The following is a 14545-nucleotide window of genomic DNA, read 5'->3' as shown; positions in this document are numbered from 1 at the left end:
CGTCTATCTCCAAAGGCAGATTCCTGTCGTTTTTTTAGAATGATGGTAGAATTCAATCTCATTGGCTGGATGCATGAACCCTGCGAATCCTGGTCTGTCAATAAAGGTTATTTATGCTCACAACGTATTACGCCGTAATCCATAATAATACTGCACGACTGGATGCTTTAACTTTATCTTCTTGGACATCCACTCGTCTGTTTCTCCAGCCTATCCATTTAGTTTCCGTGTTCATCTGCCTCATCATGATCCTTGCTTGCAAATTCATCGAGCAGCGCACGTACTTCACTTGTTGATTTTGCGTTCATTAAGTTATTTCGGAGTTCGCTTGCCCCTCGGAATCCGGAATCATCAACTTGTACGGATTAGGTTTCTCAGGATGGTCGTTCGTGCGATGATGACCTTATCAACAATGCTTTTAAATACTTTCCAAGTTTATTCTTACAGGCTCTTTTCTTTACCGAGAAGTTGAGCAAATACCTCTTCCAATGTTAGGGTCGGTTGCTCGATTTGATCATCGCAACGCCAACACACAAAACCATCTGGGCGAACGAGAACAACGCTTTTTTCCGTGGCTTGATAAGCATTTTGCCAGCCAAGATCTTTATCAATGAAATCTCCATTCTGCCCTACGCTATAGGTATTGATTTTGACACCAAACTGCCCAGATACGTGTTTCGCCGCATCCTTCCATCCCTCGGCTTTTTCCCCTGCAAACAAAACAAATCCTAATCCTAACAAGTCAAGCGTGGACCGTTTCCTACCTTGATATTCGCCCCAAATATGAGGGGTCCGTGTACCGAGGCGCCCCTTTAGTCCAAAATGATCGAGTGATGAAGGAGCAGCATCCTGTTCAAGGATGGCTTTGGATTCGTAATGATAGCCAACCGATACAATCAGATCATCAAACGGCGATGTTCTCTTCTCCGTCTGTTTTTTCATGGCCGAAAACACACCTGTGTCGGCGACTCGCCCGGCCTCTGAAACCGTCATTTGGGCGACGGGACGACGTTCAGCCTCATACGTTTTCAACAGTTCAGGGTTTGCCACTTTATTAACGACTGCTGCTAATTTCCATGCCAAATTATGAGCGTCTTGTACACCCGTATTGGCTCCGTAACCTCCAGTCGGCGGCATGAGGTGAACAGCATCTCCAATTAAAAAGACGCGATCCTGTTGAAATTGCTCAGCGATTCTTTCCGCTGCTTCCCAGGGCAGCACACTTAATATCTTGACTTGGAGATCCGGTAAATCAATCGCCTTTTGTATGACTTCCCGGCATCTTTCTTCTGAAAAATGAGCAGCAGTCTCACCGCCTTCAAAATCATAAGAAACGTGATAGCACCAACGGTCACGATTATTAATTGCAAGCAACACGCCTTCCGCCCCAGTACGTGTGATGTTGCATGCACTGAATTCACGTCCTTTTACAAAATGTTCGAGATCGGCTTCAAAATAAATATTAATGATATGACCGTGCGAATTCATTTCAGTCATCTTAATGTTCAGCATTTGACGAACCGGGCTTTTTGCACCGTCAGCAGCAATCATATAGTCTGCCACGATGGTTTCTTCAACACCCGTTGTACGATTGAGAACGGTCGCCCTGACATGGTCTTCATTTTGTTCAAAAGCAGTCAATTCTGTATGAAAACGCAGATCCCCTTCACGTTCGCGGGCTGCCTCAAGCAAAATGGGCTCGACCACATTCTGTGTAGCACGAACGCTGGAAGCAGGGCTTATCTCTTTAAGTGTAGCAAAATACGATTTCACCGACTCTGGCAGTATTTTGGGGATATTCATTTTTTCCGGATCAAGCTCTGCCTCTCTTAATGTATGCGCCGTGTACCACCCTTTGCCTTTAGCCAATTGCGCACCGGTCTCTTCAATTGCTTCATCCAACCCCAGTTCTCGATATAACTCCATTGTCCGAAAGTTTAAGCCCCGCGCCCTTGGATGAATGTTCGTTTTCTGATGACGTTCAATGAGTACATAGGGTACGCTATGCCGCGACAAGAATAACGCTGCAGAAAGGCCGGCCAATCCTCCTCCGACAATCAATACAGGAACATTAGTGATTTTTTTAGACATCATATCCAATCAATCCTTTCTGTCTTATTCGCTCCAAATGTTTTGACTAAACCATGTGCTCCTACCACCAGCAAATCTTTGCCCACACCCTTAACAGTGTTACATTGCGTTTTACTATAACGGTGTTAAGGAATGGTGTCAATAGATTATGCGAAAATTGTGTAACACTGTTAAACACACTTGTTATGTCCTATAATAAAAAAAAGAGAGGTGCGAATATGGAAGATAGTTTTAAACCAAGCGAAAGGCAACAGCAAATCGTCGAAGCGGCGCTTGAATTAATGGCGGAAAAAGGATATGACGAATTATCTATACGTGATATTGGCAAAAAGCTTGGTGTAAAAGCCCCGGCCATTTACTGGCATTTCAAAAACAAAGCCATGATTGTGGACTACATGGCCGAGCATATCTTACACAAAAAGATGGGCAATTTCGTTCCAAGGGAAAGTGAGCAGTCCTGGCAAGATTGGCTGATTGAGCATATCTCATTGTTTCGTAAGGCTATGCTTTCTTATCCTGATGGCGGCCGAGTGATAGCCCGCGCGCATCCTTTTCCCAATGGAACTTTAGCGAAGTTTTTGGAAGATTCTTTTGCCTCCCTTCGCAGTGCAGGAATGGATATACGGACAGCCAGAAGTGTTATGCTTACCGTTATTCGTTATACCTTTGGCTGTGTGATTGAGGAACAGGCAGACGAGCAAAACTGGGAAACGCTGCCCGAGCGTACAATAAACAACGGTGAAATAACAAACATTATGGAAGCTATTAATATCGGCGGTACAGATGAAGAAAATTTCCTGACAGGGCTTAGATTAATTGTTACAGGTGGAACTGAAGCGATGGCATCAAACAAATCATTTTGAAACGGGGGCAAGATCATTGTACAGGAGTCATCTTTTTTCGTCTCCATTGATATCTGTAATGGTTGTAGTAGCGGATTAGGTAGCTGTAGTATCCTGAACGCAAGACGTTGAGCAGTGTGTGGTGTCATATTTGTTGATGATTTTTTCATAATTGACGAGAAATATTTTCGCAATTAATGAGAAAATGAATAAATATACGAAAACTTGCGTGCGAAGATTATCAAAAACCCGCCGTTAGGCGGCCTTCCTTAATCAATTCAGCTTTATTAAGCGTTCAACAAATTCAATTTCCTCATAGGGGATCCACAATGGACCATCATCAGTACGCACTTTTGTCCGATTCGGATCCCCTGATAATTGGGACTTACCTTCGATTACTTCTCCTGTCTGTAATTTAATTCTAACTTTTTGAGCATAGGCAGCGGCAATTCTTAATTCTTCTATCAACTTTGGTTTTTTGTAAAACCGTACCATTACCCATTGAATGAACGGAACAGAAGGATAACTGATATTAAGCACTTGAATATCTTGAACTTATTGCCTATTTATAATCCCAAATCTAAGGAGTTAAATAACGACCTCGATATTATTATCAATGAGCAGTCGAATGAGCATTTGCAATAATCACTGCTTGAGTCCAATATCCAGTTAACCATCAAGACAATAAAAACATCAGACTACGTTGTATTAGGGGTCCCGCCAACAATTTAACGAAAATATACGCTAAGCCCTGAATTGCATCCGGTTTAGCGGACTACTGTCGACCTGAAACCAAACCACTAATTTCTTCCGATGCCAAAACAACGCGAGGGCTTCCATATTTGCGAAATAGCGCCCGAGATGACTTGGTCCATAATCGATGTATGTAGGTGAATAAATATGCAAGTCCAGGTTTGCGGTAATTCTCACTAATACTGAAAATGGTCTCTTATCCGGTGTTTACTAAGGGAACTCTTCTCATTAAATATGAAAATACGCCTTGATGCATCAACATTTTTCCGTTGATTTTTCTCACCAATTATGACAACACACAAGCAGTTCGCATAAATAACAATAACGCGTCGTACGCTGATGCTAAGTACCAGTATACAAAAAGGCCCCCGCAGCCAACACTTTTTTCTAAGTGTCCAGTCTATGGGGACCAGTTTAATCCTGTTGTCTTCTTTTCTTTTAGACTTACATTCGGTGGATCTTATAACAAATTTAACGCTCCTCCATATGCTGTGCAAATTCGTCCAGAAGCGCACGTACTTCATCTGTAGACGCCGTGCTCATCAATTGATTTCTTAGTTCGCTTGCCCCTCTAAACCCTTTGACATAAATCTTGAAAAAGCGATGAAGAGCTTTGAATGAACGTGGCTCCTGTACTGAATATTGATCATGGAGATCCAGATGCAGCCGCAGCAGATCAAGCAATTCCTCACTGCTATGATCCTTCGGCTCCTTCTCAAAGGCAAACGGATTATGAAAAATACCACGTCCAATCATAATGCCGTCCACTCCATATTGTTCAGCGAGCTGGAGGCCGGTCTGACGGTCAGGAATATCCCCGTTAATGGTTAGAAGTGTGTCTGGTGCCACCTCATCACGAAGTTTCTTAATCTCCGGAATCAGTTCCCAATGAGCGTCTACTTTGCTCATCTCATCTCTTGTCCGCAGATGAATGGACAGGTTCACAATGTCTTGTTTCAGAATATGGGTTAACCAGTCACGCCATTCGTCTACGCTACTAAAACCGAGCCTTGTTTTTACACTGACGGGCAGTCCCCCGGCTTTGGCGGCCTGGATTATATCCGCTGCAATGTCGGGACGGCAGATCAGCCCGCTTCCCTTCCCGTTCTCTGCTACATTCGCTACAGGACAACCCATATTAATATCGATGCCTTTAAACCCTTCTTTCGCCATGCCGATACTCATTTGACGAAAGTATTCCGGCTTATCTCCCCAGATATGGGCTACCATGGGCTGTTCATCCTCTGTAAAAGCCAAACGTCCGCGCACACTGTGGTTCCCCTCTGGGTGACAATAGCTCTCTGTATTCGCAAACTCCGTAAAAAACACATCCGGTCTGGCTGCTTCACTTACGACATGGCGAAACACAACATCCGTCACATCTTCCATGGGCGCCAGTACAAAAAATGGTCGTGGCAAATCAAGCCAAAAATTGTCTTTCATATTCAATACTCCTCTATAAATATCAGGACAAATCTTTGTCCCGAAATAGTAAGTCCAACCTGTTCTTGATCTTGTTCATGCTCTTGCTTTTTCTTCACTTATAGCATATTTAAGCAATGTATATCAAACAGCAGTATATGTTAATCGTAGACACTTTAATGAATATATCATATTCCAGAGAGGTGCATACTCCCAATAAAAAAAGAGGGGCGTAGCCCCTCCTTGCTATTATTTATTTTATCGCCATATGCATTGCCGCGACACCGCCACTATAGCTTTTTACATCTACTTTGGAAAATCCCGCTTCCAAAAACATTTGTTTCAGTACATTTTTATTGGGGAAATGACGGGCTGATTCTTGTAACCATGAGTATTCATCATAACTTTTGGCAATAAACTTTCCAAGCAAGGGCATGATATAGCGAACATAAAAGAGGGAAGCTTGTCTATAACCGATTACTGTGGGTTGGGATGTTTCTAAACAAACGACTTGTCCGCCTGGTTTAGTTACTCGATACATCTCCCGCAACACGGTTGAATAATCGGGTACATTTCTTAAACCAAAACCAATGGTTACATAATCAAATGAATCATCTTCAAAAGGAAGCTCCATGGCATTTCCCTGGATAAGGGTAAGCTGCTTTAAAGCTTGTTGCTCTTGCTTATCTTGGGCTATTTTGAGCATGTTTTGGCTAAAATCTAATCCAATGACTTCTCCATGCGTTCCAACAGCATTTGCTAAAGCAATCGCCCAATCCCCGGTTCCAGTGCACACATCAAGAGCTTTACTACCTTCTTTAACATCCATCCGTTTCATAACATCATGGCGCCATGCGATATGTCTCCTAAAAGTGATGACCGAGTTCATCGAGTCGTATTGATCCGATATCTTTTCAAATACCTGATGAACTCTTTCCGACTTTGTTTGTTCAGACATGAAATTCCCTCTCTTCCACAAGTGCAATATGATTCTTTCAACAAAAATTATTTATGCTCATCACGCACTGCGCCGCAGTTCATAAAAACATTGCACAATCGGATGCTTTAGCTTCATCCTATCTGCCATGTTTAAAATCCGCTTTTTGCCAACTCGTCTGTCTACCAAAGCTAGAATATTCAATAAGATATCATCGCTCTCTATGCTTTCTTCTATAGAAGTAGATAAGAACTTATTCGCTGTAGCGACAAAATTGGATTTACTTAATGCAGCCTGTGCTGACAAAAGCTCCTTGGCGAGTACGGATACTTTTCTATTTCTTGCAATTACGTTTAGACGATCCTCTGGAACGGTCCCTTTGGTTTCCTTTCTGACGGCTTCCAATTCATCATCGCTGATCGGAATTTGGATATTGGGATCATTCTTAATTTCCAGCTCCGTCTGATACCACCTTATGGAGCTGGTTTTATCACTCATATTGAGTACGTTCTTTTTATCTACCGAAATATAACAAAGCCCTGCTTTATCAGGTAAATAACGATAACCGGTGGCGCGATATTCAACTCTTCCAGCTAATGCAGGACTGAGAAAACTCTCCAGCTGTTGCTTCAATTTGCTCCAGGACATGGTTCCTCCTATATTTTCAAACCCTGAGGGGCGCGGTATCAATCTGCACATCTTATTCAGTGTCAACAACTCATGACTGAAGTCGCGAGCTTGTAACTGCCCGGAAGTGAGAGCGGCGGGTTAGGCCTCCTTCCTTAACATGGCGTTACGATAGGCAGGTTGACTGCTGCCTGGCTGTACAGGTATACCTACACAGCCACTTCAGCGATGTACTTCATTCCAATGCGCTGAAGATTCATGGCTCCAATTCGATCATCATTAGAGCCGTAGCCGCACTCTCTGCAACAGAAGTGGTGCTTTTTCCTGTCGCGGTTCGCTTTGTTTGTACGCAGGCACTTCGGGCACTTCTGAGACGTGTACTCCGGATTCGCTGCGATCACCTTGGCGCCTGAACGAATCCCTTTGTACTCGATCATCTGACGAAGTTGGTAAAACGACCATGACACGCTCTCGTATCGATCCCGGATGCGAATACGTTCTGTCACATGGCGAATGCCCGTTAAATCTTCCACAACGAATAAGGTATTCGCTCCGTACCGGTCAACGAGTGCCTTCGATATCCGATGGTTGACATCGGTCATATAACGGTTTTCTCGCTGTCCGATACGCTTGATCGCTCTGCGGGCGGAAGCTGTTCCAACCTGTTGCAGCCGCTTGCGAAGCCGCTTGTACTTTGAACGCTGGTTCTTGACCCTTCTGCCGTGGAAGAATGCGGTTGTTCCCCGCGAATCATAGCTGACGGCGATAAAGTTGATCCCCATATCTACACCGACGATTCTTTCGATGTCATGCACGGACGATTCGTCCACAGGTTGGGTCACGGGGATATGCAGGAAGAACTTTCCGCGCTTATGCACCAGTTTGGCTGTACCGAATGTCCATGTTCCATCCAAATAATGTTCCATGCCTTTGCTTTCAAAGGGGACCTTGATCCTCCCGGATAAGGTATTGACTGAAAACATTGGGTTTCGCATGGAGTAATCGCGGTTCCAGACCAAATCGAGTTCCGGCTTCTTGAATCGTACAAGAGTCCAGGGATGCCCATTTCCTTGAATGGACTTATAGCGGGCAATGACCGTCTTCATCACCGATTGCGCCATTTGAGAGCGAAGCCCGAAATCGGCACGAAGCTTGCGATACGTCAAGAGATGCAGCTTCTGTTGGTGGAGCACCTTCTCATCAAAGACGAGCTTCGATACAAATTGGCTGGCCATCCGATAGGCATGGAGTGTCTGGAACAACAACTCTTTCTGCTCTGATGAAGGTAAAATTTTGATTTTGGCGGTAACCGTTAGCTTCAACAGATCTCACCCATCCTTTCCGTGAGGATCGAAGTAGGAACAGGAACGTAACGTTTATATTTACCATTATACCAAACATTTGTTCTAGTCCAAAGTAGTTGTTTGTTTTTTGAGAAAGAAGGAGCATTTGCGATGATTCTAAGGAGGAAAAAAACGCAATTCCTCTCATGACTGAAGTCACGAGTGTCCTTACGCAAAGCATGAATAAACCCCTGCCAAAAAACAACCCATAACATGTCCCACATATTGAATGGAATATCTGCTTCTTAGGTTCGTTTAGACAGCTCATCAAGGCTTCCTTGTCTGCCGTTCCTCTTATGTCTGCACCGTATTTTTCCAAATAATGCAACAACAAAGACCATAAATCGTATACAATGATAGTATATTAGAACCAGAAAGTACCGTACGAAAAGGAGTACTAAGGATGGAAGATTATTTACCTTATAAATCAAAATATTCCAAGTTCTCGACCGTGTCATTTTAACACTCGCCTTCACATTATATCCCGTCGGTCTCTTGATGACATTATTCCGTGTACTTACGACTCATGTTCATCACTCTCGCAAGGGAAGAAATCATCGACTGATTGGATGGCTTTGGGTTTATACTTATATTTTAATCATGGGATTATTTATTTTAGCTTTTGACCTCAACAACCCTGAGGATGTTCAACTTTTCTGGGATTCTGCCTGGCTATATGGAGTAATACTTCTAATTCCGGCTATCGCTTTTTTCATATTGGGCAGCCGGGCAGATCGCAAATTCAGCTTATTATTGCACCAGTATTACCACCTTGTTATAAACAGAAGAATCAAAGAGATTGATCATATCGCCGTAGCGACGAAACAATCTCCCAATCACGTCATTCGAGACTTGGATTTTATGATCACAGAACACATGCTGCCCTTCGGCCGAATCCAAAATGGCATCCTCGACCTTGAGACTGAAGAGTATCATGAAGCCTATGATGATGATTATGATGAAGAATATGTAGACGAATATGGTGATGAGGAGTACGAAGACGAAGAATATGAATATGTTGATGAGGAATATGTAGATGAATACGATGAAAGCGAGGATCGGCGGCCTAGATCCATGGAATGCCCGAGCTGCGGAGCCAGAATCATCGTGTATGCTAACGATGAGAAGGAATGCGACTATTGCGGTAACGTGATTAGCGCGTAAATCAAGATACCAGGCAGTATTTTCTAAGCTCCCTTTTAAGAAATGGAGACGAAGTACTAAATACGAAAAACAGACTGCCGCGGCAGTCTGTTTTTGGTTACTAATTTCACTTATGAAAATCATTCCACGTGATATGCAGCCAAATTGCGGATCAAAGGTTTCTCCACACTGGAAAGGATTCTGACACGCAATTGATCGGTTTCGACGGTGTCGAACTGGTCGATTTTTTTATGCCCAATCGCACTTCCACGTACAAGCTCTTTCCATTCGCCTTGGCTGTATGCTTCAAGCGCGTATTCACGCACACGCTCCCCATGGGTTATGTCCTCCATGATGATTACGTGATTTACTGGCTGGCTATGCTCCAGCTTCAGAAGCAGCTCGCTTCCTTCTCCACTCGTTTGGCCAACCGGCTGCCCGAATCTGCGGCGGATTTCATCTCCGAATTCGATGACACGCTTCACATCCACTTCAGGCAGCAGCCCGCGGTTGTCCGGGGATATATTTAAGAGCAGCGTAGCGCCATGGCCGACCGAGCGGTAATAAATATCCAGTACTTCCTCCAGGCTTCTTACGCTTGCTTCATCGTCAGGATGCCAGAACCAGTGAAGCTTACGGATCGGAACATCGCATTCAGCCGGTACCCAGCCCGGGGTTCCTTCCATCCAGGTCATCATATCGCTGGTGAACATACTCTCCTTCGCCGTGGTGGCCGTATTCCAGCACGGATAAGGGGCGACGCCGTCTTCATTCCCTACCCAGCGGATGGTCGGGCGTCCCATATTAAAGACCATTGCATCCGGCTGGTATTGATCCACCAGACCGATGATTCTGTTCCAATCGTATTCCCTGCCTTGGGAACCGGCTCCGTCGAACCATACTTCAACCAACGGTCCATACCCGGTCAGAAGCTCCGTTAATTGCTCCGCATAAAAATCGTCATAAGCCTCTTTATCGGGATAGCAAGGTTCATGCCGATCCCAGGGGGACAGATATAATCCGAACTGGAGCCCTTCCTCTCTGCAGGCATCGGCAACTTCACGGACGACATCCCCTTTACCGTCCCTCCACGGGCTGGACTTCACGGAGTAATCGGTCGTTTTCGTTGGCCACAGACAGAATCCGTCATGATGCTTTGCGGTCAATACCAGATATTTGAAGCCCGCGCGTTTTGCGGTTCTAGCCCACTGCCGGGCATCAAGCTGCTCCGGATTGAAGAGCTCCGGCGAATCCGTTCCGTCTCCCCACTCCTGATCGCAAAACGTATTCATACCGAAATGGCAAAACATGCCCATCTCCATATCCTGCCATGCCAGCTGCTGTGGAGATGGCTTTGCAAGTTCATTCATTGAATCATACACCTGCTTTCTATGAAGGTTAAATCATCATCCCTGCACAAGGAATTTCCGTGTGCAGGGAACAAATCTTGCATTATTTTCTCGCATCTAATGCCTTTTGATAGATCTCCAGGTACTGGCTAAGCTGCATTCCTTCCAGCCCTTGCACATAAGAGTCCCATTCTTTATTAATATCTTTAGAGCCTGTAATAAACTGCGCCATATTGGATTTTACGTAGTCGACAAGCGTTGTCTTGATCTGCGCAACGAGCTCGGCATCTTCAAGCGCTATGAACAGTCCTGTTGGATATTGCTCCTTGGATTGGTACGGTTCATATTCCTTGGAAACCTGATTCAGACGGGTACCGTATCCGTCGGGAGCGAGCGGATCCTGAGGAGATGTCCAGGATGCTCGATAAGCATAAGTTCTGAGCGATGGACCGATCTGTTCCCAACCGTCATTATGCGTCGGCTTTTTCTCGGGGTCAGGAATAGCTGTATATTTAGCCTGCTTCCCATCGATATCCTTTTCACCGGACTCCGCTTTCCGCCACCTTTCGCCCTCAGGACCATATTCCTGCAACAGGATCGCTTCTTCCGTATACAGATAATCCGCTAACCGGATGGCGGCAATCTGCTGCTCGCTCGTCGCTTTATTCGTAATCGCAAATTGTGAGACAGCGATTCCCGCAAAATTCAGCGTCTGCTGCACACCATTCGGGCCTTTTAGCGGAGGCAGGGCAACATAATCTTTATGACGCGGCGCCTTATCATCCATGCTGTAAGCATAACTAATTAATGCAGTTGAAAGCGTACCCATAATATTGTCCGGTTCGCGGTTGGCCATTTGTTGAATCGCATCCGCATTCTGGGTAAAGGCTGCGGGATCAATTAATCCCTCTTTGTACAATTGATTCAGATAAAGGAGGCCTTGCTTCCACTCTTCTTTGTTTGCCGTAAAATCAACTTTGCCATCAATGACGCGGAGGAACGTACCCGAACCCTTGTCGACGTAATCATCAAGGATAAACGAGTTCATCAGGAAGGCGGAGACGTTGCCTGCCCACATTTCATCCGAGCCTGTCAGCGGGAGTTCATCTTGTTTGCCGTTGCCGTTCGGATCCTTCTCTTTGAACGCTTTCAGCACAGTATAAAATTCGTCAGTTGTCGTTGGAACAGGCAGTCCCACTTTATCGAGCCATTTTTTATTGATCCACATTTTGAGCGCATTGTCACAATGGTAGCATTCATTGACCTGCGGCAATGCATAGATGTTGCCGTCCGGAGTCGTGATGGAGGCTTTCATGTAAGGGATATCCTCCATCGCTTTCTTGATATTGGGTGCATATTGGTCTATCAAATCATTCAGAGGGATAAACACGCCCTGCGACCCATACTTCATCTGCTCCTCCTTGGTCAAATTCCCATGGAGAATGACTTCAGGATAATCGCCGCCGGCCAGCATGAGCTGCTTACGGTCGTTCAAAGCATTTTCCGGTACAAGGTCCCAAGCGATTTTGATGTTCGTCTTATCTTCAAGGTATTTGGTATATAAATTGGTATCCATGTTTTCGATTGACGCGTATTGCGGTGCGAACATTTTAATGGTCATCGGCTCCTTCACGATCGGATAGGAACCGACAGGCGTAAACAAATCTTCATCTGCCGTTTTGCCGTTTGCCTGATCGCCGGAATCGGCCGATTTGGTGCCGCTGCAGGCGCTAAGCAGCAGCATGCAAGCCATCAGGCAGCTGATGAAGCCTAGCCAGGTTTTCTTTTTCATGCTCTTTTCCATTGAATATTCCCCCCACTTATCATCAGTATTTCGGGCGCTTGGCCCCTTTCCTGTGCCGCCACGAGCTTTTGCCGTATCTGAATAATGTACAGCCTCACCTCCTTGATGCCATTATCGCTCTGTCATGATCAGCCCTTTAGCGAGCCGATCATGACGCCTTTGACAAAATGTTTCTGGACGAAAGGATATATGATAAGCACAGGCAAACTCGCAACAACGATCAAGGAGTATTTCAGCAAATCCTTGAGCCCCTGCTGCGCCTGCATCTGGCTCACATCCGCCATCATGGAAGCATCGACTGAATTCAGAATTAGAATGTTTCTGAGAATGATTTGAAGCGGGAACAAGTCAGGACTCCTTAAGAAGATCAGTGCATCAAAATAAGCATTCCAATGCCCGACTGCATACATCAATGTCATGACCGCAATAATGGGTTTGGACAGCGGCAGGACAATGCTGAAAATGAACCGGATGTCACTGCATCCGTCCAGCTCCGCGGCTTCCGCCAATTCATCGGGAATCGTGGTTTGGAAAAACGTCCTTGCGACGATAACCTGGAATACCCCAAGCGCCCCCGGCAATATCATGGCCCAGCGCGTATCCAGCAGATGGAGATTTTTGACGACGAGATAATAAGGAATCAGTCCTCCTTCAAACATCATCGTGATCACCAGCAGAACCATGAAGAAATTACGGCCGTAAAGCGTCTTCTTCGCCAGCGGATAAGCTAGCATAATCGTTAGTGTTACATTAATGATCGTGCCGACGACGGTGTAAAAGAGGGAGTTCAGATAGCCGACGCCGATTTGCGGATTATTGAACACCGCCTTGTAGCCGTCCAGCGTAAAATCTACGGGAAACAGCCAAACTTTGCCCGTTACGACTGCTTGAGGCGAACTGAAGGACGAGCTTACAATGTAGATCAGTGGTACAGCTACAGCAATAAGAACCAATGACAAGAACAGATAGATCAAGAACATGAAGAGGCGATCGCCTTTCGATTCACGTATAGCCGTTTTATTGAACATAAAGTCTCCTCTCTTTCCGGAGTTGGTTTTGTTTTTTCGAAAAGCGGGATATCCCTACCACAAGCTGCTGTTAGACAGCTTTCTGGCGATGTAATTGACGGACACCAGCAGTATAAGGTTAATGACCGAGTTGAAGAGACCGATTGCCGTCGAGAAACTGAAGCTGGATCCCAGCAAACCAACCTTGTACACATAAGTGGATATGACTTCTGACGTGCTTAAGTTAAGCGGATTTTGCATCAGGTATATTTTTTCAAAGCCTAGTTTCATGATGTTGCCTAGATTGAGAATGAGCAGAATGACCGATACGGGAATGAGGCTCGGGATATCGATGTTTAGAATCTTTTGGATGCGGGACGCGCCATCCACTTTGGCTGATTCGTACAGCTCCGGGTTGACGCCGGACAGCGCTGCAATGTAAATAATCGCTCCGTATCCTGTAAACTGCCAGACATCCGACCAGACGTAAATGGACTTAAAAAGACCCGGAATACCCATAAAATTCGTATTACTCATACCAAGCATCTCAAAAAATTTGCTGATCATCCCAACGTTTGGCGTCAGATTGACGACAATGATCGAAACCATGATGACTGTAGAAATAAAATATGGGGCATAAGATACCATCTGCACCGTCTTTTTGAATAGACCGTTGCGAATTTCGTTCAGCGCCAGTGCCAATAGGATGGGTGCTGGAAAGCCTACGATCAATCCATAGAAACTGATGCCAAGCGTGTTTTTAATGTAGAGCCAGAAGTTCGGCGAATCGAAGAACTGGTGGAAATATTTCAGTCCGACCCAGTCGCTTCCCCAGATTCCCTTGATGACGTTATAATTTTTGAATGCGATTACAATGCCGGCCATCGGTACGTATTTAAAAATGATCAAATAAAGAACGGGCAGCAGCAGAACGAGATACAGCTGCCAATGACGCTTAATTTGTTTTCTTCTTGACCTTCCTCTTCCCCCTTCTGGCAGCGCTTTCAACTGTAGGGGATGTTTCTGGTCCAGGCTTGGTTCGGTTTGAAGCCTAGAGTTCAGTCTCGTCATGCTGGTTAACTCCTTTCGTCCATTCCTACTTTCAGGTCCTTGCGATGTAAACCGAGTGTATACAACAATGTCATCCGGCAACAAGAAACAAAAATAAAAACAGTTAACCGTTTTCGCCAAGGTCTCCTCGTAAAAACGCATCAAGGTTTACTGGAG

General features: G+C 45.2%; 12 protein-coding genes and 1 pseudogene. 2 read left to right on the top strand and 11 right to left on the bottom strand.

The window, feature by feature from the left end; all coding sequences use genetic code 11:
• Nucleotides 1-218: 218 nt before the first annotated feature.
• Nucleotides 219-344 (bottom strand): annotated as a pseudogene (locus NYE54_RS05715) (tRNA-dihydrouridine synthase); the annotation flags it as partial.
• Between the two features lie 97 nt (nt 345-441).
• A complete protein-coding gene (locus NYE54_RS05710) occupies nt 442-2094 on the bottom strand; it encodes an FAD-dependent oxidoreductase (protein ID WP_339270689.1) in 1653 nt (550 codons plus the stop codon).
• A 215-nt stretch (nt 2095-2309) separates the two neighbouring features.
• On the opposite strand from NYE54_RS05710, the gene NYE54_RS05705 reads away from it, so the two are divergent.
• Nucleotides 2310-2954, top strand: a complete 645-nt coding sequence (locus NYE54_RS05705) for a TetR family transcriptional regulator (protein ID WP_339270687.1) — start codon at nt 2310-2312, stop codon at nt 2952-2954.
• Between the two features lie 252 nt (nt 2955-3206).
• On the opposite strand, the gene NYE54_RS05700 is transcribed toward NYE54_RS05705, so the two are convergent.
• The 5 genes from NYE54_RS05700 to NYE54_RS05680 all read right to left on the bottom strand — a co-directional run bounded on the left by NYE54_RS05700 (nt 3207) and on the right by NYE54_RS05680 (nt 7994).
• Nucleotides 3207-3473 (bottom strand): hypothetical protein, encoded by a 267-nt coding sequence (locus NYE54_RS05700; RefSeq protein WP_339270685.1) that lies wholly within the window; start codon nt 3471-3473, stop codon nt 3207-3209.
• 684 nt (nt 3474-4157) lie between these two features.
• Nucleotides 4158-5129 (bottom strand): tRNA-dihydrouridine synthase, encoded by a 972-nt coding sequence (locus NYE54_RS05695; protein WP_339270683.1) that lies wholly within the window; start codon nt 5127-5129, stop codon nt 4158-4160.
• Nucleotides 5130-5361: 232 nt separating this feature from the next.
• A complete protein-coding gene (locus NYE54_RS05690) occupies nt 5362-6066 on the bottom strand; it encodes a demethylmenaquinone methyltransferase (protein WP_339270681.1) in 705 nt (234 codons plus the stop codon).
• Between the two features lie 60 nt (nt 6067-6126).
• Nucleotides 6127-6693 (bottom strand): hypothetical protein, encoded by a 567-nt coding sequence (locus NYE54_RS05685; protein WP_339270679.1) that lies wholly within the window; start codon nt 6691-6693, stop codon nt 6127-6129.
• A 188-nt stretch (nt 6694-6881) separates the two neighbouring features.
• Complete coding sequence (locus NYE54_RS05680; RefSeq protein WP_339270677.1) at nt 6882-7994, bottom strand: transposase; 1113 nt, start codon at nt 7992-7994, stop codon at nt 6882-6884.
• 519 nt (nt 7995-8513) lie between these two features.
• Between NYE54_RS05680 and NYE54_RS05675 the strand changes: the two genes are divergently transcribed.
• Nucleotides 8514-9179, top strand: a complete 666-nt coding sequence (locus NYE54_RS05675) for a hypothetical protein (RefSeq protein WP_339270675.1) — start codon at nt 8514-8516, stop codon at nt 9177-9179.
• Nucleotides 9180-9298: 119 nt separating this feature from the next.
• Here the strand turns inward: NYE54_RS05675 and NYE54_RS05670 are convergent, their stop codons facing one another.
• From NYE54_RS05670 to NYE54_RS05655, 4 genes are all read right to left on the bottom strand, one after another.
• On the bottom strand, nt 9299-10528 hold the full coding sequence (locus NYE54_RS05670; protein WP_339270674.1) for an alpha-L-fucosidase: 1230 nt from the start codon (nt 10526-10528) through the stop codon (nt 9299-9301).
• An 82-nt stretch (nt 10529-10610) separates the two neighbouring features.
• On the bottom strand, nt 10611-12311 hold the full coding sequence (locus tag NYE54_RS05665; protein WP_339270673.1) for an ABC transporter substrate-binding protein: 1701 nt from the start codon (nt 12309-12311) through the stop codon (nt 10611-10613).
• Between the two features lie 128 nt (nt 12312-12439).
• Complete coding sequence (locus tag NYE54_RS05660; RefSeq protein ID WP_339270672.1) at nt 12440-13339, bottom strand: carbohydrate ABC transporter permease; 900 nt, start codon at nt 13337-13339, stop codon at nt 12440-12442.
• Between the two features lie 54 nt (nt 13340-13393).
• A complete protein-coding gene (locus NYE54_RS05655) occupies nt 13394-14389 on the bottom strand; it encodes an ABC transporter permease subunit (protein WP_339270670.1) in 996 nt (331 codons plus the stop codon).
• Between the last annotated feature and the right edge of the window lie 156 nt (nt 14390-14545).

Source organism: Paenibacillus sp. FSL K6-1330 (genome assembly GCF_037976825.1).
Taxonomy (GTDB): Bacteria; Bacillota; Bacilli; order Paenibacillales; family Paenibacillaceae; genus Paenibacillus_AQ.
This window is presented reverse-complemented; position numbering and strand designations above follow the sequence as displayed.